The sequence below is a fragment of the Pseudomonas granadensis genome, from assembly GCF_900105485.1.
Taxonomy (GTDB): domain Bacteria; phylum Pseudomonadota; class Gammaproteobacteria; order Pseudomonadales; family Pseudomonadaceae; genus Aquipseudomonas; species Aquipseudomonas granadensis.
Window position 1 is genome coordinate 5,176,330 of the sequence record NZ_LT629778.1, and the last position, 22,161, is coordinate 5,198,490.

Annotated in this window: 25 protein-coding genes; 14 read left to right on the forward strand and 11 right to left on the reverse strand. The window is 61.4% G+C overall.

The features are described from left to right. Nucleotides 1–127 precede the first annotated feature (127 nt). On the reverse strand, nucleotides 128–1,162 hold the full coding sequence (locus tag BLU52_RS23075) for a type IV pilus twitching motility protein PilT (RefSeq protein WP_090287143.1): 1,035 nt from the start codon (nucleotides 1,160–1,162) through the stop codon (nucleotides 128–130). A gap of 56 nt (nucleotides 1,163–1,218) precedes the next feature. On the opposite strand from BLU52_RS23075, the gene BLU52_RS23080 reads away from it, so the two are divergent. The 9 genes from BLU52_RS23080 to BLU52_RS23120 all read left to right on the forward strand — a co-directional run bounded on the left by BLU52_RS23080 (nucleotide 1,219) and on the right by BLU52_RS23120 (nucleotide 7,992). Continuing rightward, nucleotides 1,219–1,905, forward strand: coding sequence for a YggS family pyridoxal phosphate-dependent enzyme (locus BLU52_RS23080; RefSeq protein ID WP_090287145.1), 687 nt, complete (start codon nucleotides 1,219–1,221; stop codon nucleotides 1,903–1,905). Between the two features lie 23 nt (nucleotides 1,906–1,928). After that, nucleotides 1,929–2,747, forward strand: a complete 819-nt coding sequence (gene proC / locus BLU52_RS23085) for a pyrroline-5-carboxylate reductase (RefSeq protein WP_090287147.1) — start codon at nucleotides 1,929–1,931, stop codon at nucleotides 2,745–2,747. A gap of 11 nt (nucleotides 2,748–2,758) precedes the next feature. Further along, the gene (locus BLU52_RS23090) at nucleotides 2,759–3,349 is read left to right on the forward strand and encodes a YggT family protein (RefSeq protein WP_090287149.1); all 591 of its coding nucleotides are present in this window, start codon (nucleotides 2,759–2,761) and stop codon (nucleotides 3,347–3,349) included. Between the two features lie 269 nt (nucleotides 3,350–3,618). After that, on the forward strand, nucleotides 3,619–4,758 hold the full coding sequence (gene metX, locus BLU52_RS23095; RefSeq protein WP_090287151.1) for a homoserine O-succinyltransferase MetX: 1,140 nt from the start codon (nucleotides 3,619–3,621) through the stop codon (nucleotides 4,756–4,758). A gap of 7 nt (nucleotides 4,759–4,765) precedes the next feature. Further along, the gene (metW, locus tag BLU52_RS23100) at nucleotides 4,766–5,386 is read left to right on the forward strand and encodes a methionine biosynthesis protein MetW (protein WP_090287153.1); all 621 of its coding nucleotides are present in this window, start codon (nucleotides 4,766–4,768) and stop codon (nucleotides 5,384–5,386) included. 25 nt (nucleotides 5,387–5,411) lie between these two features. Next, a complete protein-coding gene (locus BLU52_RS23105) occupies nucleotides 5,412–5,846 on the forward strand; it encodes a DUF4426 domain-containing protein (protein WP_090287155.1) in 435 nt (144 codons plus the stop codon). Further along, on the forward strand, nucleotides 5,843–6,439 hold the full coding sequence (gene rdgB, locus BLU52_RS23110) for an RdgB/HAM1 family non-canonical purine NTP pyrophosphatase (RefSeq protein ID WP_090287157.1): 597 nt from the start codon (nucleotides 5,843–5,845) through the stop codon (nucleotides 6,437–6,439). The genes BLU52_RS23105 and rdgB overlap by 4 nt, the downstream gene beginning before the upstream one ends. Next, nucleotides 6,436–7,641, forward strand: coding sequence for a radical SAM family heme chaperone HemW (gene hemW, locus BLU52_RS23115; protein ID WP_090287159.1), 1,206 nt, complete (start codon nucleotides 6,436–6,438; stop codon nucleotides 7,639–7,641). The genes rdgB and hemW overlap by 4 nt, the downstream gene beginning before the upstream one ends. Before the next feature lie 27 nt (nucleotides 7,642–7,668). Continuing rightward, a complete protein-coding gene (locus BLU52_RS23120) occupies nucleotides 7,669–7,992 on the forward strand; it encodes a DUF3392 domain-containing protein (protein WP_003229134.1) in 324 nt (107 codons plus the stop codon). 129 nt (nucleotides 7,993–8,121) lie between these two features. Here BLU52_RS23120 and trmB read toward each other — a convergent pair whose 3' ends face one another. The 4 genes from trmB to BLU52_RS23140 form a co-directional block, all read right to left on the reverse strand. Beyond that, a complete protein-coding gene (gene trmB, locus BLU52_RS23125; RefSeq protein ID WP_090287161.1) occupies nucleotides 8,122–8,847 on the reverse strand; it encodes a tRNA (guanosine(46)-N7)-methyltransferase TrmB in 726 nt (241 codons plus the stop codon). Nucleotides 8,848–8,856: 9 nt separating this feature from the next. After that, nucleotides 8,857–9,651, reverse strand: a complete 795-nt coding sequence (locus BLU52_RS23130) for a thiazole synthase (RefSeq protein WP_090287163.1) — start codon at nucleotides 9,649–9,651, stop codon at nucleotides 8,857–8,859. Between the two features lie 189 nt (nucleotides 9,652–9,840). After that, nucleotides 9,841–10,041: a sulfur carrier protein ThiS gene (gene thiS / locus BLU52_RS23135; RefSeq protein WP_167359915.1), complete on the reverse strand. Its 201-nt coding sequence runs from the start codon at nucleotides 10,039–10,041 to the stop codon at nucleotides 9,841–9,843. 71 nt (nucleotides 10,042–10,112) lie between these two features. After that, nucleotides 10,113–10,493: a DUF423 domain-containing protein gene (locus BLU52_RS23140; protein ID WP_090287167.1), complete on the reverse strand. Its 381-nt coding sequence runs from the start codon at nucleotides 10,491–10,493 to the stop codon at nucleotides 10,113–10,115. A 74-nt stretch (nucleotides 10,494–10,567) separates the two neighbouring features. Between BLU52_RS23140 and mtgA the strand changes: the two genes are divergently transcribed. Beyond that, on the forward strand, nucleotides 10,568–11,290 hold the full coding sequence (gene mtgA, locus BLU52_RS23145; RefSeq protein ID WP_090287169.1) for a monofunctional biosynthetic peptidoglycan transglycosylase: 723 nt from the start codon (nucleotides 10,568–10,570) through the stop codon (nucleotides 11,288–11,290). 177 nt (nucleotides 11,291–11,467) lie between these two features. On the opposite strand, the gene rpoH is transcribed toward mtgA, so the two are convergent. From rpoH to ftsY, 4 genes are all read right to left on the reverse strand, one after another. Beyond that, the gene (gene rpoH, locus BLU52_RS23150; RefSeq protein WP_007913617.1) at nucleotides 11,468–12,322 is read right to left on the reverse strand and encodes an RNA polymerase sigma factor RpoH; all 855 of its coding nucleotides are present in this window, start codon (nucleotides 12,320–12,322) and stop codon (nucleotides 11,468–11,470) included. 115 nt (nucleotides 12,323–12,437) lie between these two features. Then, the gene (gene ftsX, locus BLU52_RS23155) at nucleotides 12,438–13,463 is read right to left on the reverse strand and encodes a permease-like cell division protein FtsX (RefSeq protein WP_090287171.1); all 1,026 of its coding nucleotides are present in this window, start codon (nucleotides 13,461–13,463) and stop codon (nucleotides 12,438–12,440) included. Beyond that, a complete protein-coding gene (gene ftsE, locus BLU52_RS23160) occupies nucleotides 13,460–14,131 on the reverse strand; it encodes a cell division ATP-binding protein FtsE (protein WP_090287173.1) in 672 nt (223 codons plus the stop codon). Before ftsE ends, ftsX begins: the two co-directional genes overlap by 4 nt. Beyond that, nucleotides 14,128–15,615 carry a signal recognition particle-docking protein FtsY gene (gene ftsY / locus BLU52_RS23165; RefSeq protein WP_090287175.1) on the reverse strand — a complete coding sequence of 496 codons (1,488 nt, stop codon included), beginning with the start codon at nucleotides 15,613–15,615 and terminating at the stop codon, nucleotides 14,128–14,130. The genes ftsE and ftsY overlap by 4 nt, the downstream gene beginning before the upstream one ends. 344 nt (nucleotides 15,616–15,959) lie before the next feature. Here ftsY and BLU52_RS23170 point away from each other — a divergent pair, with 344 nt between their 5' ends. The 4 genes from BLU52_RS23170 (at nucleotide 15,960) to BLU52_RS23185 (ending at nucleotide 20,472) form a co-directional block, all read left to right on the forward strand. After that, on the forward strand, nucleotides 15,960–17,315 hold the full coding sequence (locus BLU52_RS23170) for a M16 family metallopeptidase (RefSeq protein WP_090287177.1): 1,356 nt from the start codon (nucleotides 15,960–15,962) through the stop codon (nucleotides 17,313–17,315). Continuing rightward, nucleotides 17,308–18,795 carry a M16 family metallopeptidase gene (locus BLU52_RS23175; RefSeq protein WP_090287178.1) on the forward strand — a complete coding sequence of 496 codons (1,488 nt, stop codon included), beginning with the start codon at nucleotides 17,308–17,310 and terminating at the stop codon, nucleotides 18,793–18,795. The genes BLU52_RS23170 and BLU52_RS23175 overlap by 8 nt, the downstream gene beginning before the upstream one ends. Further along, nucleotides 18,795–19,409, forward strand: a complete 615-nt coding sequence (gene rsmD / locus BLU52_RS23180) for a 16S rRNA (guanine(966)-N(2))-methyltransferase RsmD (protein ID WP_090287180.1) — start codon at nucleotides 18,795–18,797, stop codon at nucleotides 19,407–19,409. Before BLU52_RS23175 ends, rsmD begins: the two co-directional genes overlap by 1 nt. 67 nt (nucleotides 19,410–19,476) lie before the next feature. Beyond that, complete coding sequence (locus BLU52_RS23185; RefSeq protein ID WP_090287182.1) at nucleotides 19,477–20,472, forward strand: hydrolase; 996 nt, start codon at nucleotides 19,477–19,479, stop codon at nucleotides 20,470–20,472. Between the two features lie 98 nt (nucleotides 20,473–20,570). Here BLU52_RS23185 and BLU52_RS23190 read toward each other — a convergent pair whose 3' ends face one another. Next, the gene (locus tag BLU52_RS23190) at nucleotides 20,571–21,425 is read right to left on the reverse strand and encodes a sulfurtransferase (RefSeq protein WP_090287184.1); all 855 of its coding nucleotides are present in this window, start codon (nucleotides 21,423–21,425) and stop codon (nucleotides 20,571–20,573) included. A gap of 30 nt (nucleotides 21,426–21,455) precedes the next feature. After that, a complete protein-coding gene (locus BLU52_RS23195) occupies nucleotides 21,456–22,127 on the reverse strand; it encodes a TetR/AcrR family transcriptional regulator (RefSeq protein WP_007913599.1) in 672 nt (223 codons plus the stop codon). Nucleotides 22,128–22,161: the final 34 nt, after the last annotated feature.

The following is a 22,161-nucleotide window of genomic DNA, read 5'->3' on the forward strand; positions in this document are numbered from 1 at the left end:
TGCATCGCCCGTGCCGGCCTCATCGCGAGCAGGCTCACTCCTACATTGATCGCGTCCCTTCAGTTGGAATACCGTCAATGTGGAGTGAGCCTGCTCGCGATAGCGCCGGCAGGCGCGCCTCGACTCTTCAGAAATTATCGGGGGTGCGCGCCTTCTCCCGTGCACTCTCGCGACTGATCAAGCCCTTGGTCACCAACTCCTTCAGGCACATATCGAGTGTCTGCATGCCCAACGACCCGCCGGTCTGAATCGCTGAATACATCTGCGCGACCTTGTCTTCGCGGATCAGGTTACGAATCGCCGCAGTGCCTAGCATGATCTCGTGCGCCGCCACCCGTCCGCCGCCGATCTTCTTGATCAGCGTCTGCGAAACCACCGCCAACAGTGACTCCGAGAGCATCGAACGGACCATGGATTTCTCGTCGCCGGGAAACACATCGACCACGCGGTCGATGGTCTTCGCCGCTGAGGTCGTGTGCAATGTGCCGAACACCAGATGCCCGGTCTCGGCGGCAGTCAGCGCCAGGCGAATGGTTTCCAGATCGCGCATCTCGCCAACCAGAATCACGTCCGGGTCTTCACGCAATGCTGAACGCAAAGCGGTGGCGAAGCTGCGCGTATCGCGATGGACTTCACGCTGATTGATCAGGCATTTGCGCGATTCGTGGACGAATTCGATCGGGTCTTCAATGGTCAGGATGTGATGGTGACGGTGGGTGTTGAGGTAATCGATCATCGCCGCCAGCGTGGTCGATTTGCCCGAGCCGGTCGGCCCGGTGACCAGCACCAGCCCGCGCGGTGCGTCGGTGATCTTGCGGAAGACGTCGCCCATGGCGAGGTCTTCCATGCTCAGCACCTTCGAAGGAATGGTACGGAACACCGCGCCGGCGCCACGGTTCTGGTTGAACGCATTGACCCGGAACCGCGCCACACCGGGGACTTCGAACGAAAAGTCGGTTTCCAGATGTTTCTCGAAGTCGACCCGCTGGGTGTCGTTCATGATGTCGTAGATCAGCTCGTGCACCTGCTTGTGATCCAGCGCCGGCAGATTGATCCGCCGCACATCGCCGTCAACGCGGATCATCGGCGGCAACCCGGCCGACAGGTGCAGGTCGGAAGCGCCCTGTTTGGCGCTGAAGGCCAGCAGTTCAGTGATATCCATAGCGTCCCTCAATTCCAGTAGAATGCCGCGAACCTACAGACCGCCGGCGCCTCTTGATGTCCACGATAGCAGACAACATCGCCCTCGTTAGTTCACGCATTCAGGCCGCGACGGCTGCTGCCGGGCGTGCCGAAAACAGCGTCCAGCTATTGGCCGTGAGCAAGACCAAACCCGCCGAAGCCCTGCGCGAAGCGTATGCCGCTGGCCTGCGCGATTTTGGCGAGAACTACCTGCAGGAAGCCCTCGGCAAACAGCTGGAACTGGCTGACCTGCCCTTGATCTGGCACTTCATCGGCCCCATTCAATCGAACAAGACTCGCGCCATCGCCGAGCATTTCGACTGGGTGCACTCCGTGGATCGCCTGAAAATTGCTCAACGCTTGTCCGAACAACGCCCGACCGAGTTGCCGCCGCTGAATATCTGCATTCAGGTCAATGTCAGCGGCGAAGCAAGCAAATCGGGCTGCACCCCGGCCGATCTGCCAGCACTGGCCGCGGCCATCAGTGCACTGCCACGGCTGAAACTGCGCGGATTGATGGCGATTCCCGAGCCAACCGATGATCGCGCCGAGCAGGATGCTGCATTCGCCACCGTTCAGCAGTTGCAGGCGAGCATCGACCTGCCGCTCGACACACTTTCGATGGGCATGAGCCACGACCTCGAGTCGGCCATTGCGCAAGGCGCCACCTGGGTGCGGATCGGTACCGCGCTGTTTGGCGCCCGAGATTATTCCCAGTCTTGAACGTTTCCAGATAAGGACCACACATGAGCAACACACGTATTGCGTTTATCGGTGCGGGCAACATGGCGGCCAGCCTGATCGGCGGCCTGCGCGCCAAAGGTCTGGAAGCAGCGCAGATCCGCGCCAGCGATCCGGGCGAAGACACCCGCGCCAAGGTCAGCGCCGAACACGGCATCGAAACCTTTGCCGACAACGCTCAGGCGATCGACGGCGTCGATGTCATCGTGCTGGCGGTCAAGCCACAGGCGATGAAAGCCGTCTGTGAGGCAATTCGCCCGAGCCTGAAATCCGATCAACTGGTGGTGTCGATTGCCGCGGGTATTACCTGCGCAAGCATGACCACCTGGCTCGGCGAACAGCCGATCGTGCGCTGCATGCCCAACACCCCGGCGCTGCTGCGTCAGGGCGTCAGCGGTTTGTACGCGACCAGCGAAGTGACCGCCGAGCAGCGTCAGCAAGCCGAAGAACTGCTGTCTGCCGTCGGCATCGCCTTGTGGCTGGAGGAAGAACAGCAACTGGATGCAGTGACCGCGGTGTCCGGCTCCGGCCCAGCGTATTTTTTCCTGCTGATCGAGGCCATGACCGCCGCTGGCGTCAAACTTGGCCTGCCAAAAGAAATCGCTGAGCAACTGACCGTGCAGACCGCCTTGGGCGCCGCGCACATGGCAGTGTCCAGCGAAGTCGATGCAGCCGAACTGCGCCGCCGCGTGACCTCGCCCAACGGCACCACGGAAGCTGCAATCAAATCATTCCAGGCTGGCGGCTTCGAAGCGCTGGTTGAAACCGCACTCGGCGCCGCCGCGCACCGCTCGGCCGAAATGGCCGAACAACTGGGCAAATAAAGGAGCCTTACATGATCGGATTGAACACCGCAGCGGTTTACGTGCTGCAAACCCTCGGCAGCCTGTACCTGCTGATCGTGCTGCTGCGCTTTGTCCTGCAACTGGTACGAGCGAATTTCTACAATCCGCTGTGCCAGTTCATTGTCAAAGCCACCCAGCCGCTGCTCAAACCGCTGCGCCGGATCATCCCGAGCCTGTTCGGCCTCGACATGTCGTCGCTGGTGCTGGCGATCCTGGTGCAGCTGCTGCTGATGGCACTGACTCTGCTGCTGACCTACGGCACCACCGGCAATCCGCTGCAATTGTTGATCTGGTCGCTGATCGGCGTCACCGCGCTGTTCCTGAAGATTTTCTTCTTCGCCCTGATCATCAGCGTGATCCTCTCGTGGGTCGCACCGGGCAGTCACAATCCGGGCGCTGAACTGGTCAACCAGATCTGCGAGCCGGCGCTGGCACCGTTCCGCCGTTTCCTGCCGAATCTGGGTGGTCTGGACCTGTCGCCGATCTTCGCCTTCCTCGCGCTGAAATTGATCGACATGCTGGTGATCAACAATCTGGCGGCGATGACGATGATGCCGGAGATTTTGCGTTTGCTGATGTGAAGTCGGGGGATGGGTGTACGTCTTGATGTTGGCGTCGCCTGCGCCCCTCACCCCAGCCCTCTCCCGAGGGAGAGGGAGCCGATTTGTGCTGGGTTTCGAGTTGAAGTTCGACTCAAAATTATCAGGTCGGCACAGTTTGATAGAACACCTCGGTCAGTCCCCTCTCCCTCCGGGCGGTCCGACGCTTCGGGAGGGTTAGGGTGAGGGCCGCTTGCCGCTACCGACCCCGGTCTTTAGACTTACGCCTCATTTCAACGAGAGCAGGGTCGATGCCAACTGCCTTTCCCCCCGATTCTGTTGGTCTGGTCACGCCGCAAACCGCGCACTTCAGCGAGCCGCTGGCGCTGGCCTGTGGCCGTTCGCTGGCCGCCTATGACCTGATCTACGAAACCTACGGCACGCTGAACGCGCAGGCGAGCAACGCCGTGCTGATCTGCCACGCGCTGTCCGGCCATCATCACGCGGCCGGCTATCACAGCGTCGACGACCGCAAGCCCGGTTGGTGGGACAGCTGCATCGGTCCCGGCAAGCCGATCGACACCAACAAGTTCTTCGTGGTCAGCCTGAACAACCTCGGCGGCTGCAATGGCTCCACCGGCCCGAGCAGCGTCAATCCGGAAACCGGCAAGCCGTTCGGCGCCGACTTCCCGGTGCTCACCGTGGAAGACTGGGTGCACAGCCAGGCGCGTCTGGCCGACCTGCTCGGCATCGCCCAGTGGGCGGCGGTGATCGGCGGCAGCCTCGGCGGCATGCAGGCGCTGCAGTGGACCATCACTTACCCGGACCGCGTGCGTCACTGCCTGGCCATCGCCTCGGCGCCGAAGCTGTCGGCACAGAACATTGCGTTCAACGAAGTGGCGCGGCAGGCGATTCTCACCGACCCGGAGTTCCACGGTGGCTCGTTCCAGGAACAAGGCGTGATCCCCAAGCGCGGGCTGATGCTGGCGCGCATGGTCGGGCACATCACCTACCTGTCCGACGACTCGATGGGCGAAAAATTCGGCCGTGGTCTGAAGAGCGAAAAGCTCAACTACGACTTCCACAGTGTCGAGTTCCAGGTCGAAAGCTACCTGCGCTACCAGGGCGAAGAGTTCTCCGGACGCTTCGACGCCAACACCTATCTGTTGATGACCAAGGCGCTGGATTACTTCGATCCGGCGGCGAACTTCAACGATGATCTGGCGAAAACCTTTGAAAACGCCACGGCGAAATTCTGCGTGATGTCGTTCACCACCGACTGGCGTTTCTCCCCGGCCCGCTCGCGCGAGCTGGTCGACGCGCTGATGGCTGCGCGCAAGGACGTCAGTTATCTGGAAATCGACGCACCGCAGGGCCACGACGCCTTTCTGATTCCGATCCCGCGTTATTTGCAGGCGTTCGGCAATTACATGAACCGCATCACGCTGTGAGAAAGCCATGAGAGCTGATCTGGAAATCATCCAGGAATGGATCCCCGCCGGCAGCCGCGTCCTCGACCTGGGTTGCGGTAATGGCGAGCTGCTGAGCTGGCTGCGCGACAACAAGCAAGTCACCGGCTATGGCCTGGAAAACGACGCCGAGAACATTGCCGAGTGCGTAGCCAAAGGCATCAACGTCATTGAGCAGGATCTGGACAAGGGACTGGGCAATTTCGCCAGCAACAGTTTCGACATCGTCGTCATGACCCAGGCCCTGCAAGCCGTGCACTACCCGGACAAGATCCTCGACGAAATGCTGCGGGTCGGCCGTCAGTGCATCATCACTTTCCCGAACTTCGGCCACTGGCGCTGCCGCTGGTACCTGGCGAGCAAGGGCCGCATGCCGGTGTCCGAGTTTCTGCCGTACACCTGGTACAACACGCCGAACATCCACTTCTGTACGTTTGAAGACTTTGAAGCACTGTGCCGCGAACGTGACGCCAAGGTCATTGATCGGCTTGCCGTGGATCAACAGCACCGCCACGGGTGGGCCAGTAAGCTATGGCCTAATCTGTTAGGTGAAATCGGTATCTACCGGGTCAGCAGCCCGCTGTTGGCCGACCACAAGGTCGCGGTCTGAGCCGGTTTATTCGAGGAGCACGAACATGAGTCGTCTAGCGTTGTTGTTATTGACTGCCTGCCTGAGCGCCAGCGCCCTGGCGGCGGACGTCATCAAAGGCGAGCGCCAGGAAACCTTCGGCGACGTCACGGTGCACTACAACACCTTCAACTCGACGTTCCTGCAACCGGACATCGCCAGGGCTGCCGAGCTGATCCGCAGCAAGCACCAGGGCGTGATCAACGTCTCGGTGATCAAAGACGGCAAACCGCTGATCGCCAGTGTCACCGGCACGGTCAAGGACCTGACCAGCGCCAGCGTGCCGTTGAAGTTCCGCCAGGTTACCGAACAGGGTGCGATCTACTACATCGCCCAGTATCCGGTGCCGCAGCAGGAAACCCGCGCCTTCGAAATCAAGGTGCAAAACGGCGACAAGATCAACACCCTCACTTTCAACCAAGAACTCTTTCCCGGCGAATGATGAACATCAAGCAGCTCGTACTGGCCAGCCATAACGCCGGCAAACTCAAAGAACTTCAAGCGATGCTCGGCGACTCGGTGCAACTGCGCTCGATCGGCGAGTGGAGCAAGGTCGAGCCGGAAGAGACCGGCCTGTCATTCGTCGAGAACGCGATCCTCAAGGCGCGCAACGCTGCACGCATTTCCGGGCTGCCGGCGCTGGCCGACGATTCCGGTCTGGCAGTGGATTGCCTCGGTGGTGCGCCGGGCATCTATTCGGCGCGTTACGCCGATGGCAAGGGCGATGCGGCGAACAACGCCAAACTGCTCGACGCTTTGAAAGATGTGCCGGAAGCCGAGCGCGGCGCGCAGTTCGTCTGCGTGCTGGCGCTGGTGCGTCACGCTGACGATCCGTTGCCGATTCTGTGCGAAGGCCTTTGGCAGGGGCGGATTCTGACCGCGGCCAGCGGCGAACACGGTTTTGGTTATGACCCGCTGTTCTGGGTGCCGGAACGTAACGTGTCCAGCGCCGAGCTGAGCCCGGCGGACAAGAATCAGATCAGCCACCGCGCCCGCGCCATGGTGCTGCTGCGCCAGCGTCTGGGTTTGCAATGACTCGTGACGCTTCTGCGTCGTCGCTGATTGTCGGCGGCGCCGCCTCCTCGCCTCGGGCGCCGCTGCCAACGCTGCCGCCTCTGTCGCTGTACATTCATATTCCGTGGTGCGTGCGCAAATGCCCGTATTGCGATTTCAACTCGCACACCGCAAGCCCCGTGCTGCCGGAACAGGAATACGTCGACGCGCTGCTGGCCGATCTCGATCAGGACCTGCACGCTGTGTATGGCCGTAAGCTGACCTCGATTTTCTTCGGTGGCGGCACGCCGAGCCTGTTCAGTGCCGAAGCCCTCGGGCGTTTGTTGAAGGGCGTCGAGCAGCGCATTCCGTTTGCCGATGACATCGAAATCACCCTTGAGGCAAATCCTGGCACGTTCGAACAAGAGAAGTTCGTCGCCTACCGCAAGCTTGGCATCAACCGGTTGTCGATCGGCATCCAGAGCTTTCAGCAGGAAAAACTCAAGGCGCTCGGACGCATCCACAACGGCGACGAAGCGGTGCGCGCCGCCGGTATGGCGCGCCAGGCCGGGTTCGATAACTTCAACCTCGACCTGATGCACGGCCTGCCCGATCAATCGCTGGACGATGCCTTGGCCGATCTGCGCCAGGCCATCGAACTGCAGCCGACGCACATTTCCTGGTATCAGCTGACGCTGGAGCCGAACACGGTGTTCTGGAACCAGCCGCCAGTGCTGCCGGAAGACGACACGCTGTGGGACATTCAAGAAGCCGGGCAAGCGCTGCTGGCCGAACACGGTTACGCGCAGTACGAAGTGTCGGCGTATGCCCAGCCAGGTAAACCGGCGCGGCATAACCTCAATTACTGGAGCTTCGGCGACTTCATTGGCATCGGCGCGGGCGCGCACGGCAAGCTCAGCCACCCGGACGGGCGCATCGTGCGCACCTGGAAAACACGGCTGCCCAAGGACTATCTCAACCCGGCGAAAAACTTCCAGGCCGGCGAAAAAGCCCTGAGCAACGAAGAGCTGCCGTTCGACTTCCTGATGAACGCGTTGCGCCTGACCGCTGGCGTTGAATCACGTCTCTACCCGGAGCGCACTGGCCTGTCGCTGGACACGCTTGCCAAAGGCCGGCGCGAGGCCGAACAAAGCGGCCTGATGCAGGTCGAACCGTCACGTCTGGCGGCCACCGAGCGCGGACAATTGTTCCTCAACGACTTGCTGCAACAATTTCTGAGCTGAGCCCAACGGCGGCCTAAGGATAAACCCATGGATTTGATACTCGACCTGCTCGCCACCGTCTCCCGCTGGAGCCGCAGCAACCTCTCGGAAATCGCCCTGGCACTGGTCGGTTGCCTGCTGGTGCTGTTCGGTGCGGATTTCAAAGGTTGGGTCGAGCAACGCCTGGGCAGCATCGCCGGCGCCCTGCGCGTACCGCTGATGGCCTTGCTGTGCGTGATCGGCAGCGGCGCCGCGCTGATCTACGCCACGCCGTGGGTAGTGAAGGGCTTGAGCCAGTTCAACAACTACAGCCTGGCGCCAGTGTTGCTGGTGGTGCTCGTCCTGATCGGCGTAGTCGCCGACCGCCGCTAAATTCAATACACCAAAAAACACTGTAGGAGTGAGCCTTCTCGCGATAGCGGTAGGTCAGTCGGCATAAATATTGACTGATCCACCGCTATCGCGAGCAGGCTCACTCCTACATTGGGTATTGCGTGAGGCTCAGGAAAGTTTTTCGAACTTCAGATCCCACACGCCATGGCCAAGTCGTTCGCCGCGGCGTTCGAATTTGGTGATCGGGCGTTCGGCCGGGCGCGGTACGCATTTGCCGTCTTCGGCGAGGTTGCGATAGCCCGGGGCGACGCTCATCACTTCCAGCATGTACTCGGCGTACGGTTCCCAGTCGGTGGCCATGTGCAGAATCCCGCCGACCTTCAACTTGCTGCGCACCAGTTCAGCGAAGGACGCCTGAACGATACGACGCTTGTGGTGACGACTCTTGTGCCATGGGTCCGGGAAAAACAGCATCAGACGGTCAAGGCTGTTGTCGGCGATGCAACGGTTGAGCACTTCGATCGCGTCGCAATCGTAGACCCGCAGGTTGGTCAGGCCCTGCGTCAGTACGCCGTTGAGCAGCGCGCCGACACCCGGACGGTGCACTTCAACGCCAATAAAGTCCTGCTCCGGCGCGGCCGCCGCCATTTCCAGCAGCGAGTGGCCCATGCCGAAACCAATTTCCAGCGAGCGCGGTGCCGAGCGGCCGAAGACCTGGTCGTAATCGACCGGCGCATCAGCCAACGGCAGCACGTACAGCGGCGCGCCCTGGTCCAGACCGCGCTGCTGGCCTTCGGTCATGCGCCCGGCACGCATCACGAAACTCTTGATGCGGCGGTGTTGGCGCTCGTCGCCTTCGTCCGGCTGGACAGGCGTGTCGTTCGATTCAGTCATCAATGGCTCTTACTTGATCAGACCATCCAGCGGCGAAGAGGCGCTGGCATAGAGTTTTTTCGGCATACGGCCGGCGAGGTAGGCCAGACGACCCGCGACGATGGCGTGTTGCATGGCTTGCGCCATCATCACTGGCTGCTGGGCGTGGGCAATGGCCGAGTTCATCAACACCGCATCGCAACCCAGCTCCATGGCGATGGTTGCGTCGGACGCAGTGCCGACACCGGCATCGACCAGCACAGGGATTTTCGCTTCTTCGAGGATGATCTGCAGGTTGTACGGATTGCAGATGCCCAGACCGGAACCGATCAGGCCGGCCAGCGGCATGACGGCGATGCAGCCGATTTCCGCCAGTTGCCGGGCAATGATCGGGTCATCGCTGGTATAGACCATCACGTCGAAGCCTTCCTTGACCAGCGTTTCCGCTGCCTTGAGGGTTTCGATCACGTTGGGGAACAGGGTTTTCTGGTCAGCCAGCACTTCCAGCTTCACCAGGTTGTGGCCGTCGAGCAGCTCACGGGCCAGGCGACATGTGCGCACGGCTTCGACGGCGTCGTAGCAACCGGCGGTGTTCGGCAGGAACGTGTAGCGCTCCGGCGACAGCACGTCGAGCAGGTTCGGCTCGCCTTCGATCTGACCGAGGTTGGTACGGCGCACGGCGAAGGTGACGATCTCGGCACCCGAGGCTTCGATGGCCTGACGGGTTTCTTGCATGTCACGGTACTTGCCGGTACCGACCAGCAAACGCGACTGGTAGGTACGACCGGCCAGCACAAAAGGCTTGTCGCTACGAACGATGCTCATAAGGAATCCTCTTTAGGAGTGAGGGTCTTGCAGAATGCTTCAATAACCAAACGCTGTGAAAACGTCGCGAGCGAAGTAAAGACAAGGCAAAAACAGGCGAGGAAGCGGAGTCTACTGGTTGTAAATGAGCATTCCGAGCCTGTTTTTAACGCAGTCTTTACGAGCGCAGCAGTTTTCACAGTGTTTGGATCAGCCGCCGCCGATGGCGTGTACTACTTCGACGTTATCGCCGTCGTTCAACGTGGTGTCGGCATGCTGGCTGCGCGGGACGATATCCAGATTGAGTTCGACTGCTACCCGGCGTCCGGTCAGTTCCAGGCGGGTAATCAGCCCCGCAACGGTCTCGCCGTCGGGCAGTTCAAGGGATTCGCCGTTCAATTGAATGCGCATGCACAACGCCGCCATCATTTTTAGGGGCTGGCATTCTAGCCCGATCATGACCTAAAGGTCAGTACCAAGCGTCAAGCGGTCGGCTGCAAGCGCCAGGCTGCAAGTCCCAGACATACCCAACCGGCGAGGAAGGCCAAGCCACCGAACGGCGTGATGATGCCGAGCTTGCTGATGCCCGTCAGGGTCAGCAGGTACAGGCTACCGGAGAACAACAGAATGCCGACGGCAAAGGACACGCCGGCCCAAGTGATCAGCCGCCCCGGAATCTGCGTGGCCAGAAGCGCGACCCCGAACAGCGCGAGGGTGTGCACCAGTTGATAGGTGACGCCGGTGTGGAAAATCGTCAGGTATTCCGGGGTCAGGCGATTTTTCAGGCCGTGGGCGGCGAACGCGCCCAACGCGACCCCGGTGAAACCGAAAAAAGCGGCCAGCATCAAAAAGCCACGCAGCATTGGGAACTCCAGTCAGACGCAATCGGCAGGGTCTGTATAATGGCCCGCTCCACCGGTTCGGCCAAGCCATCTCTATGCTGCGTTCCATATTCCGTCGTCTTGTGAAGGCTCTGCTCTGGTTCGCCGGTGGCAGCATTCTGTTGGTGCTGCTGTTTCGCTTCGTACCGCCACCGGGCACCGCGCTGATGGTCGAGCGCAAGGTCGAATCATGGATCGACGGCGAGCCGATCGACCTGCAGCGCACCTGGAAGCCGTGGGACGAGATCTCCGACGACCTGAAAGTGGCGGTGATTGCCGGCGAAGACCAGAAATTCCCCGAGCACTGGGGCTTTGATCTGCGCGCGATCCAGGCCGCCTTGGCCCATAACGAGTTGGGCGGCTCGATTCGCGGCGCCAGTACCCTGAGCCAGCAAGTGTCGAAAAACCTGTTTCTCTGGGCCGGACGCAGTTATCTGCGCAAAGGGCTCGAGGCCTGGTTTACCGCGCTGATCGAGGTGTTTTGGCCCAAGCAGCGGATTCTCGAGGTGTACCTGAACAGCGTCGAATGGGATGACGGCGTGTTTGGCGCCGAAGCGGCGGCTCGTCATCACTTTGGCGTGAGTGCGAAGTCGCTGTCGCGGCAGCAGGCGAGTTATCTGGCAGCGGTGCTGCCTAATCCGCGGGTGTGGAGCGCGAGCCGGCCAACCGGTTATGTATCGCGCCGGGCCGGGTGGATTCGGCAGCAGATGAGTCAGTTGGGTGGCGATAGTTATTTGTTGGGCCTCAATGATTCGCGGCGGGCGCCGTGGTCTGAGTAGCACCGAAGATCAAAGGTAGGAGTGAGCCTGCTCGCGATAGCAGTCTGTCAGGCATGGATTCATCAACTGACACACCGCTATCGCGAGCAGGCTCACTCCTGCATTGGTTTGTGCTGGCCCATAAAAAACGCCCCGATCATCGCTGATCGGGGCGTTTTTGTTTGCCGGGGGCGCCGGTTAAGCGGCGATCGACAATTTGAGCTTGTTCATCGCGCTTTTCTCAAGCTGACGAATCCGCTCGGCCGACACGTTGTACTTCTGCGCCAGGTCGTGCAGCGTGGCTTTTTCTTCGGCCAGCCAGCGCTGGTAGAGGATGTCGCGGCTGCGTTCGTCCAGCACTTCCAGCGCTTCGTGCAGGTTGCTGTTGGAGTTGTCGCTCCAGTCGGCATCTTCCAGCTGACGCGCAGGGTCGTACCGGTGATCTTCCAGGTAGTTGGCCGGCGACTGGAAAGCGCTGTCATCGTCCGCTTCCGCGGCCGGGTCGAAGGCCATGTCATGGCCGGTCAGGCGACTTTCCATCTCGCGCACTTCGCGCGGTTCGACACCGAGGCTTTCCGCCACACGGTGGACTTCCTCGTTGTTCAGCCACGCCAGACGCTTCTTCTGGCTGCGCAGGTTGAAGAACAACTTGCGCTGGGCCTTGGTGGTCGCGACTTTCACAATGCGCCAGTTGCGCAGGATGAACTCGTGAATTTCCGCCTTGATCCAGTGCACGGCGAACGACACCAGACGCACGCCCATTTCCGGGTTGAAGCGCTTCACGGCCTTCATCAGGCCGACGTTACCTTCCTGGATCAGGTCAGCCTGAGCCAGACCGTAGCCGGAATAGCTACGGGCAATGTGTACGACAAATCGCAGGTGGGCGAGCACCATCTGCCGAGCCGCCCCCAGATCCTGCTCATAGTAGAGACTCTCGGCCAGTTCACGCTCCTGCTCCGGTGTCAGCAGTGGAATGCTGTTCACGGTGTGCACATAGGCTTCCAGGTTCGCACCCGGAACCAACGCGTACGCAGGTTGCAAAGAATTGGTCATGCGAAAAAACCTCCCACTTACATACTCGTGCCTCTCGGCACTGCGAAAAATTGACCGGGAACTCAGGTACAAGTTCCCATAAAAACCGCAAGGTCAATCACGCGCAAAAAAGATTCTACTTCGGCGCCAGCTCCCTGAGATGACGTGCGACTGCAATCCATGCACCGATATAACCCAACAGTACCGCGCCAAGCAAGAGCGACAGACCGTCCGCCACTGGCACACCGGCCAGGGCGAAATCACTGCCGTACAAGCCGGCCAGTCCAACCACCGCATCGTTCAGCCAGTTCAGGCCGAACGCCAATACACCCCAGGACAACAGCCCTGCACCGAAGCCATACAACGCGCCCATATAAAGGAAGGGACGCCTTACATAACTGTCAGTGCCGCCGACGAGTTTAATCACTTCTATCTCGGTGCGGCGGTTTTCAATATGAAGACGAATGGTATTGCCTATCACCAAAAGTAATGCAGAAACCAGCAGCACCGTCAGACCGAAGACAAACCGATCGCCCAGCTTGAGGATGGCGGCCAGACGCTCGACCCAGACTAGATCAAGTTGCGCCTGTTGTACCTTGGGCAACTCGGAAAGTTTTTGTCTTAATGCTTCGAGTGTCGGCTTGTCGACTTCGTTCGGTGTCACCAGCACCACACCAGGCAAAGGGTTCTCGGGCAGTTCGCGCAGGGCTTCGCCGAGGCCGGACTGCTGCTGGAATTCCTCGAGCGCCTGATCGCGGCCGACATATTCAGCATCAGCGACGCCGGGCATGCCTTTGATCTGCTCGCGCAACGACTCGCCCTGCTCTGGCGTCGCATCGAGTTGCAGGTACAAAGAGATCTGCGCCGCGCGCTGCCATGAACCGCCGAGACGTTCGACATTGTTCAGCAGCAGCGACAAGCCCATCGGCAAGCTCAACGCCACGGCCATCACCATGCAGGTGAAGAAGCTGCCGATCGGCTGTTTGCCGAGGCGGCGCAGGCTATCGAGCAAGCTGGCGCGGTGACTTTCAATCCACGCACGGAACAGCGTGGCGAAGTTCGGGCCATCATCATCGTCGTGTTTTTTCTTCTTCGGCGGCTGCGGATCGGCGGCTTTCGGCGCCACACGTTCGGAAACCTTCGGGCTGCGTGTCGCACTCATACTCCGGCCTCCCCGTCGCCGATCAAGCGGCCGCGTTGCAGTGTGAGCATGCGGTGACGCATGCGTGCGATCAGTGCCAAGTCATGACTGGCAATCAGCACGCTGGTGCCCAGACGGTTGATATCTTCGAACACACCCATGATTTCCGCCGCCAGACGCGGGTCGAGGTTACCGGTCGGTTCGTCCGCCAGCAGCAAGGCCGGGCGATGGACGATGGCGCGGGCAATGCCGACGCGCTGTTGCTGACCGGTGGACAGGTCGCCCGGGTACAGATCGGTTTTATCCGACAGCGCTACGCGCTCCAGCGCCGAATCGACACGCTTGGCGATTTCAACCTTGGACAGACCAAGGATCTGCAACGGCAAGGCGACGTTGTTGAACACCGTGCGATCGAACAGCAACTGGTGATTCTGGAACACCACGCCGATCTGCCGGCGCAGAAACGGAATCTGCGCGTTGCTGATGGTGCTCAGGTCCTGCCCGGCGAGCAGCAGTTTGCCACTGGTCGGCCGCTCCATCGCCAGCAACAGGCGCAACAGCGTGGATTTACCGGCACCAGAGTGGCCGGTGACAAACAAGAACTCGCCACGACGCACTCGAAAGCTCAGCTCATGCAAGCCGACATGACCGTTCGGGTAGCGTTTACCGACCTGTTCGAAACGAATCATGAACGCTCCCGCTCGGCAAACAATGCCTGGACAAAGGGTTCGGCTTCAAAAGTACGCAAGTCATCGATGCCTTCGCCGACGCCGATGTAGCGGATCGGCAGACCGAACTGCTTGGCCAGGGCGAAGATCACCCCACCCTTGGCTGTGCCATCGAGTTTGGTCAGGGCCAGGCCGGTCAGTTCGACGGTCTGGTTGAATTGCTTGGCCTGGTTGATCGCGTTCTGCCCGGTGCCAGCGTCGAGCACCAGCAGCACTTCGTGCGGCGCATCGGCGTCGAGCTTGCCAATGACCCGGCGGACCTTTTTCAGCTCTTCCATCAGGTTGTCTTTGGTGTGCAGACGACCGGCGGTGTCAGCGATCAATACATCGATGCCACGGGCCTTGGCGGCCTGCACGGCGTCGAAGATCACCGAAGCCGAATCGGCACCGGTGTGCTGGGCGATGACCGGGATCTTGTTGCGCTCGCCCCAGACCTGCAATTGCTCGACTGCCGCGGCACGGAAGGTGTCACCGGCGGCCAGCATGACTTTCTTGCCTTCCAGTTGTAGCTTCTTCGCCAGTTTGCCGATGGTGGTGGTTTTGCCGGCGCCGTTGACGCCGACCACCAGAATCACGAACGGCTTGTTCTGCGAGGCGATCTTCAGCGGTTGTTCGACCGGCTTGAGCATGGCGGCCAGTTCGGCCTGCAGCGACTTGTACAGCGCATCGGCGTCGGCCAGCTCTTTGCGCGCGACCTTCTGGGTCAGGCGCTGGATGATCTGCGTGGTGGCTTCGACACCGACGTCGGCGGTAAGCAGACGGGTTTCGAGGTCGTCGAGCAAATCGTCATCGATGGTTTTGCGGCCGAGGAACAGGCTGGCCATGCCCTCGCCGATGCTCGCGCTGGTCTTCGACAGGCCTTGCTTGAGGCGGGCGAAGAAACCGGCTTTGGTTTCTTCGGTGCGCGGGGCTTCTACAGGGGGTTCGGCAGGCGCTTCTTCCGGCACGACTGGCGCAGCGACAACCGGCGCAGGCACTGGAGCAGGAGCAGGTGCTGGCTCGGGCGCTTGCACGACCGGAGCCACTGGCGCAGGAACAACCGGCGCCGGCTCGATGACCGCCTCCACCACCGGCTCGGGCTCGACAGCAGGCGCCCCAGCCACTTCCGGAATCGCCGGCGTCACATGCGGCGCTGCCTCTTCAACGAAGGCCACCGGTTCTTCTGCCACCGGCAAGGTCAGCCACGGCTCGGCGGTCGGCGTCAGCGGCAGTTCGGCAGCGGCAGGCGCTTCAGGTTCGGCTTCAGCCTCCGGTTGCAGCACGGGTTCAGTGATCGGCAGCACAATCGGCGCCGGCTCTTCTCCTATAACTGGCGCTGCAGGCTCAGGAATCGCGGGCGGCTGTTCGACGACGGGTTCCTGCGGTTTTTTCCGCAGCCATCCGAACAGGCTTTTCTTCTCGCCAGCCGCAGCTGGGCTCTTCTTGTCGTCGTTGGAACCAAACATGGAGGACGGCTATCTCACGGTAGCGACGCGCCAACAAGGCGCCCCGGCAAATAAATATTCGATGCAGAACAGACTGTGTTTCACCCAGCTTGTTCACGCGCAACATTTTGTCGAGGCGCTACAGGCACCTCAAGGATCGTTTTAACGATGGTCTAAACCGGTGAAAATCGGCGAAAACGCAGAGTCTGGTTGCCAAACCGCTGCGTTGTGCCGCAAACCCATTCAGCCTTATGAGATCGCAGAATCTCATAGGCGTGGTCGCCGGTAAAACGGATCAGTATCCTAGCACCCTCTCGCCCGCTGACGCTAAGACGAAGCAGGCAGCCCAACAGGTTAAAAAACGAATGAATGCTCTAGCCCGCCGCGCTGCAGGCCTGCTGCTTTGCACAGTCTGCCTGCCCCTTTCGGCCCTGGCGGCCGACCCGCAACCGACCCACGAATTCACCCTCGACAACGGCCTCAAGGTCGTTGTGCGCGAAGACCATCGCGCGCCGGTGGTGGTTTCGCAGATCTGGTACAAGGTCGGCTCCAGCTACGAGACTCCGGGCCAGACCGGTCTGTCTCACGCCCTCGAGCACATGATGTTCAAGGGCAGCGAGAAAGTCGGCCCCGGCGAAGCCTCGCTGATCCTGCGGGATCTGGGCGCCGAAGAGAATGCCTTCACCAGTGACGACTTCACCGCGTACTACCAGGTGCTGGCCCGTGATCGTCTGGGCGTGGCCTTCGAGTTGGAAGCCGACCGCATGGCCAACCTGCGCCTGCCGGCCGACGAATTCGCCAAGGAAATCGAAGTCATCAAGGAGGAGCGTCGGCTGCGCACCGATGACAAGCCGATGTCCAAGGCTTACGAGCGTTACAAGGCGATGGCCTACCCGGCGAGCGGCTATCACACGCCGACCATCGGCTGGATGGCTGACCTCGACCGCATGAAGGTCGAAGAGCTGCGCCACTGGTATCAGTCCTGGTACGCGCCGAACAATGCCACGCTGGTGGTGGTCGGCGACGTCACCCCGGACGAAGTCAAAACCCTCGCCCAGCGCTATTTCGGCCCGATCGCCAAGCGCGACGTGCCGCCGGCGAAAAAACCGCTGGAACTGGCCGAACCGGGCGAGCGCCAGATCACCCTGCGCGTGCAAACCCAGCTGCCGAGCCTGATGCTCGGCTTCAACGTACCCAGCATCGCCACCGCTGAAGACAAACGCTCGGTCAATGCCTTGCGCCTGATCTCGGCACTGCTCGATGGTGGCTACAGCGGCCGCATCCCGACGCAACTGGAGCGCGGTGAAGAACTGGTGTCCGGCGGCTCCTCGGACTATGACGCCTATACCCGTGGCGACAGCCTGTTCACCCTGTCCGCCACTCCGAACACGCAAAAGAAAAAGACCATCGCTCAGGCGGAGGCCGGGTTGTGGAAACTGCTGGAGCAACTGAAAACCACCGCGCCGTCGGCCGCAGAGCTGGAGCGCGTGCGTGCGCAGGTGATTGCCGGTCTGGTCTTCGAACGTGATTCGATCACCAGTCAGGCCACCGCCATCGGCCAACTGGAAACGGTCGGTCTGTCGTGGAAGCTGATGGACACCGAGCTGGCCGATCTGGAGAGCGTGACCCCGCAAGACATCCAGAACGCTGCGAAAAAATACTTTACCCGCGAACGTCTCAGCGTCGCCCACGTCCTGCCACTGGAGGCGACCCATGAGTAAGCGCACATCCCCACGCCTGCTGTTCGGCCTGATCGGCGTGGCGCTGATCGGCTCGGCGGCGTTCTATCTGTCGCCAAGCGCTGACAGCCATGCCAGCGAAGCGCTGGATAACGCCAAGTCCACGCAGAAACTGCAATCGCTGGCCGAACTCGACGGCAAGGCACCGGCCAGCCGCAAGCTTGACGTACAGACCTGGAGCACCGCCGAAGGCGCCAAGGTGCTGTTCGTCGAAGCCCACGAGTTGCCGATGTTCGACATGCGTCTGATCTTCGCCGCCGGCAGCAGTCAGGATGGCAACGCAGCGGGGCTGGCGGTGTTGGCCAACGCGATGCTCAACGAAGGTGTGGCCGGCAAAGATGTCGGCGCCATCGCGCAGGGTTTTGAAGGCCTCGGTGCGGATTTCGGCAACGGCGCGTTCAAGGACATGGCGCTCGCTTCGTTGCGCAGCCTGAGCGCGGCCGACAAACGTGAACCGGCGCTGAAGCTGTTTGCCGAAGTGGTTGGCAAACCGACCTTCCCCGCCGACTCCTTCGCGCGCATCAAGAACCAGATGCTGGCCGGTTTCGAATACCAGAAACAGAACCCCGGCAAACTCGCCAGCCTCGAGCTGATGAAGCGCTTGTACGGCGATCACCCGTACGCGCATTCAAGCGACGGCAACGCGCAAAGCGTGCCGAAGATCACCCTGGCGCAGCTGCGTGATTTCCACGCCAAGGCTTACGCCGCCGGTAACGCGGTGATTGCGCTGGTCGGTGACTTGTCGCGCGCCGAAGCCGAGGCGATTGCCAATCAAGTGTCCGGCGCACTGCCAAAAGGCCCGGCGCTGGCGAAAATCGCAGCACCGCAGGAGCCGAAAGCCAGCGTCAATCACATCGAGTTCCCGTCGAAGCAAACCAACCTGATGCTCGCGCAACTGGGCATCGACCGCGACGACCCGGATTACGCTGCGCTGTCGATGGGCAACCAGATCCTTGGTGGTGGCGGTTTCGGCACGCGCCTGATGAGTGAAGTGCGCGAGAAACGTGGCCTGACCTACGGCGTGTACTCGGCATTCAGCCCGATGCAGGCCCGCGGCCCGTTCATGATCAACCTGCAGACCCGCGCGGAAATGAGCGAAGGCACCCTGAAGCTGGTGCAGGACGTACTTGCCGATTACCTGAAAACCGGGCCAACGCAAAAAGAGCTCGACGACGCCAAACGCGAACTGGCCGGCAGCTTCCCACTGTCCACTGCGAGCAATGCCGATATCGTCGGCCAGCTCGGGGCGATGGGCTTCTATAATCTGCCGCTGAGTTATCTCGACGATTTCATGCGTCAGTCGCAGAGCCTGACCGTCGAGCAAGTGCGCGACGCGCTGAACAAACACCTGAGCACGGACAAAATGGTCATCGTCACCGCTGGCCCGACCGTGCCACAAAAGCCGTTACCGGCCCCATCTGATAAACCTGCCGAGCAACCGCTCGGGGTTCCGGAGCATTAATGGCAACTCGTTCCCCCAAGAAACCTGCGCACAACGTCCACAACGGTGTGAACCAGTTGCGTATCATTGGCGGCCAATGGCGCAGCCGCAAGCTGAGCTTCCCCGACGCGCCGGGCCTGCGCCCGACGCCGGACCGTGTGCGCGAAACCCTGTTCAACTGGCTGGCGCCGTACGTTGAAGGGGCCAAGGTGCTCGACCCGTTCGCCGGCAGCGGCGCGCTGTTTCTCGAAGCGCTGTCCCGTGGCGCGGCGATGGGCCAGGCACTGGACGCGAGCAACATCGCCGTGTCCAGCCTTAAGGAACACCTCGGCACTCTGCGCTGCACCAACGGCCAGGTGCAGACCGCCGACGCCTTGCGCTATCTGGAAACCCAGACCGCTACGCCGTTCGATCTGGTATTCCTCGATCCGCCGTTCAACCAGAACCTGCTGCCGGCGGTGTGCACGCTGCTGGAAGAGCGGCAGTGGCTGGCGGCCGATTCGTGGATCTACACTGAAAGCGAAACCGCGCCGTCGACCCTCGGCCTGCCGGGCAATTGGCGCCTGCACCGCGAACAAAAATCCGGTCGGGTCTACTACGCGCTGTGGCAGCGTTCGACGCACATCGACGCCTGACCTGTAGCGAGCGACAACCTGTGACAAGGGAGCCTGCTCCCTTGTCCTACGCACATCGAGAACCATCGTGCCCCCTTCGTCTGAACGCTTCGTCCCCGCCTTCGGCCTCGGAAATCCGCACTTGCAGACTTTGTGGGGCCCGCTGTGGCGCAAAACCGTGCACATCGAGCGCGAGCGTGAGCGCCTATGGCTGGAAGACGGCGATTTTCTTGACCTCGACTGGCACGGCCCGCACAGCGCCGAGGCGCCGTTGGTGCTGGTGTTGCACGGGTTGACCGGCTCTTCCAACTCGCCTTACGTGGCCGGCATCCAAAAGGCCCTGGCTGATCAGGGCTGGGCCAGCGTTGCGCTGAACTGGCGTGGCTGTTCGGGCGAACCGAACCTGCTGCCGCGCAGCTACCATTCCGGCGCCAGCGAAGATCTGGCCGAGACCATCAAACACTTGCATGCGAAACGCCCGCTGGCGCCGTTGTTTGCTGTCGGCTACTCGCTCGGTGGCAACGTTCTGCTCAAGCATCTGGGCGAGAGCGGCAGCGCCAGTGGCCTGCAGGGCGCGGTGGCGGTCTCGGTGCCATTCCGCCTCGATCAGTGCGCCGACCGTATCGGCCAGGGTTTCTCCAAGGTTTATCAGGCGCACTTCATGCGCGAGATGGTCGCTTACATCAAGAACAAGCAGCGGCAGTTTCAGCATGACGGGCGCGAGGATGGCCTGGCGAAACTGGCGGCGCTCGGCTCGCTGGAAAACATGCGCACGTTCTGGGATTTCGATGGCCGGGTGACCGCGCCGCTGCATGGCTTCAACGATGCCGAGGATTACTATCGCCGCGCCTCGAGTCGCTATTTCCTTGGTGAGATTCGCACGCCCAACCTGATCATTCAGGCGGCCGACGATCCGTTCGTATTCCCGCACAGCCTGCCGCAGGCCGATGAGCTGTCGGCCTGCACGCAATTCGAGCTGCAGCCGCGCGGCGGGCATGTCGGGTTTGTCGATGGCTCGATTCGTCGACCGGGTTATTACCTGGAGCGACGGATTCCGCAGTGGTTGCGCACACAGCCCCTGTAGGAGTGAGCCTGCTCGCGATAGCGGTGTGTCAGTTAAAGATGAAGTGACTGACAGGGCGCTATCGCGAGCAGGCTCACTCCTACAGGGGGGCGCGTTGTTTATTCGCCCGTGGCGATGCCTCGCGATGGCTCGTTGATCCACTCGCTCCACGACCCGGCATACAGCGATCCCAGCGGATAACCGGCCAGGCACAGGGCGAACAGGTTATGACACGCCGTCACCCCCGAGCCGCAGTAGGCGACCAACTCTGAGGGCGAGCGATCGCCCAGTTTCGCCGCAAAACGCTGCTTGAGCTGAGCGGCCGGCAGAAAGCGCCCGTCGCTGCCGAGGTTGTCGGTGAACGCCGCGCACTGCGCACCGGGAATGTGCCCGGCCACCGTATCAATCGGTTCCACTTCGCCTTTGAAGCGCGGCAGTGCGCGGGCATCGATCAAGGTCAATGACGGTTGACCCAGACGCTGCTGTAATTGCTCGGCGCTGAGCAGCAGGTTCATGTCCGGCTGGCCGCTGAAATGGCCGCGGGCGATGGTCGGCGGATCCAGACTCAGCGGCAGCCCGGCCGCATGCCAGGCCTTGAGCCCGCCGTCGAGAATGAACACGCCGTCGCGCTTGCCCAGCCACGCCAGCAACCACCACGCCCGTGCCGCGTAGGCACCGGGGCCGTCGTCGTAGAGGACCACGTCGCTGTCATTGCTGATGCCCCACCCTTGCAGGCGCTCGATCAGCGCCGCCGGCTCGGGCAGCGGATGACGGCCGCTCACGCCCTTGATGACTTTGCCGCTCAGGTCCCGTTCGAGATCGGCGAAGCTTGCCCCGGCGATGTGCCCTTCGGCGTAGCTGCGCTGACCGTAGTCCGGGTCTTCGAGGGCGAAACGACAATCGAGGATCACCAGCCCCGGCTGCGCCTTGCGGGCGTCCAGTGCGACGGGGCTGATCAGTTGCGCAATCGGCATAACGGGCTCCTGGGTATCAACACAAAAGGCTTATTTGACGTCTTCGAGGGCTTGGGCCAGCGGCACGTAGAACTCTTCGAACAACGCATTGACCTCGTCGCGCGCCTGCTCGGTGACAAACCCGGCCTCCAGCACCAGCACCTGGTACACGCCACGCTTGATGGCTTGTTCACTGAGGTGGTTGGAGTTTTCCCGAGTGGTGCACAGAAACCGTACCCACGAAGTCAGAATGATCCAGGCGTTGAGGGTCAGGGATTCGATCTGCACGCGGTCCATGTCGAGAATCCCGGCGGCGACGAAACCTTCGTAGATTGCCGCGCCTTGAATCACGCAGCGCTGGGAGAAACGCCGGTAACGCGCGGCCAGCTCCGGATCGCTGTCGAGCAGATGCTCAAGGTCGCGGTGCAGAAAACGATAGCGCCACATCGCCGAGAGCAGTTCCTTGAGATAGAAACGCTTGTCTTCGACCGTCGCTGCGCGCCCCTGCGGCGGGCGCAGGAAGCTGTCGACCAGGCTTTCGTACTCACTGAACAGCACGGCGATGATCGCCTGCTTGTTGGGGAAGTGGTAGTACAGGTTGCCCGGAGAAATCTCCATGTGGGCGGCAATGTGGTTGGTGCTGATACTGCGCTCGCCCTGCTGATTGAACAGTTCGAGGCTGTTGAGCACGATACGCTCGCTGGTTTTTATTCGTGGGGCCATGGCTTGAGCTTTAATTCAGAGTGCGTGTGGAGGC

Coding starts and splice junctions, on each gene's coding strand:
- rsmD (WP_090287180.1), top strand. CDS start 18,795: ATGGCAACTCGTTCCCCCAAGAAACCTGCGCACAACGTCCACAACGGT.
- rpoH (WP_007913617.1), bottom strand. CDS start 12,322: ATGACCAATTCTTTGCAACCTGCGTACGCGTTGGTTCCGGGTGCGAAC.
- ftsX (WP_090287171.1), bottom strand. CDS start 13,463: ATGAGTGCGACACGCAGCCCGAAGGTTTCCGAACGTGTGGCGCCGAAA.
- thiS (WP_167359915.1), bottom strand. CDS start 10,041: ATGCGCATTCAATTGAACGGCGAATCCCTTGAACTGCCCGACGGCGAG.
- trmB (WP_090287161.1), bottom strand. CDS start 8,847: ATGACTGAATCGAACGACACGCCTGTCCAGCCGGACGAAGGCGACGAG.
- BLU52_RS23120 (WP_003229134.1), top strand. CDS start 7,669: ATGGATTTGATACTCGACCTGCTCGCCACCGTCTCCCGCTGGAGCCGC.
- hemW (WP_090287159.1), top strand. CDS start 6,436: ATGACTCGTGACGCTTCTGCGTCGTCGCTGATTGTCGGCGGCGCCGCC.
- proC (WP_090287147.1), top strand. CDS start 1,929: ATGAGCAACACACGTATTGCGTTTATCGGTGCGGGCAACATGGCGGCC.
- mtgA (WP_090287169.1), top strand. CDS start 10,568: ATGCTGCGTTCCATATTCCGTCGTCTTGTGAAGGCTCTGCTCTGGTTC.
- BLU52_RS23130 (WP_090287163.1), bottom strand. CDS start 9,651: ATGAGCATCGTTCGTAGCGACAAGCCTTTTGTGCTGGCCGGTCGTACC.
- BLU52_RS23195 (WP_007913599.1), bottom strand. CDS start 22,127: ATGGCCCCACGAATAAAAACCAGCGAGCGTATCGTGCTCAACAGCCTC.
- ftsY (WP_090287175.1), bottom strand. CDS start 15,615: ATGTTTGGTTCCAACGACGACAAGAAGAGCCCAGCTGCGGCTGGCGAG.
- rdgB (WP_090287157.1), top strand. CDS start 5,843: ATGATGAACATCAAGCAGCTCGTACTGGCCAGCCATAACGCCGGCAAA.
- BLU52_RS23090 (WP_090287149.1), top strand. CDS start 2,759: ATGATCGGATTGAACACCGCAGCGGTTTACGTGCTGCAAACCCTCGGC.
- metX (WP_090287151.1), top strand. CDS start 3,619: ATGCCAACTGCCTTTCCCCCCGATTCTGTTGGTCTGGTCACGCCGCAA.
- BLU52_RS23080 (WP_090287145.1), top strand. CDS start 1,219: ATGTCCACGATAGCAGACAACATCGCCCTCGTTAGTTCACGCATTCAG.
- BLU52_RS23075 (WP_090287143.1), bottom strand. CDS start 1,162: ATGGATATCACTGAACTGCTGGCCTTCAGCGCCAAACAGGGCGCTTCC.
- metW (WP_090287153.1), top strand. CDS start 4,766: ATGAGAGCTGATCTGGAAATCATCCAGGAATGGATCCCCGCCGGCAGC.
- BLU52_RS23190 (WP_090287184.1), bottom strand. CDS start 21,425: ATGCCGATTGCGCAACTGATCAGCCCCGTCGCACTGGACGCCCGCAAG.
- BLU52_RS23140 (WP_090287167.1), bottom strand. CDS start 10,493: ATGCTGCGTGGCTTTTTGATGCTGGCCGCTTTTTTCGGTTTCACCGGG.
- BLU52_RS23175 (WP_090287178.1), top strand. CDS start 17,308: ATGAGTAAGCGCACATCCCCACGCCTGCTGTTCGGCCTGATCGGCGTG.
- BLU52_RS23170 (WP_090287177.1), top strand. CDS start 15,960: ATGAATGCTCTAGCCCGCCGCGCTGCAGGCCTGCTGCTTTGCACAGTC.
- BLU52_RS23105 (WP_090287155.1), top strand. CDS start 5,412: ATGAGTCGTCTAGCGTTGTTGTTATTGACTGCCTGCCTGAGCGCCAGC.
- ftsE (WP_090287173.1), bottom strand. CDS start 14,131: ATGATTCGTTTCGAACAGGTCGGTAAACGCTACCCGAACGGTCATGTC.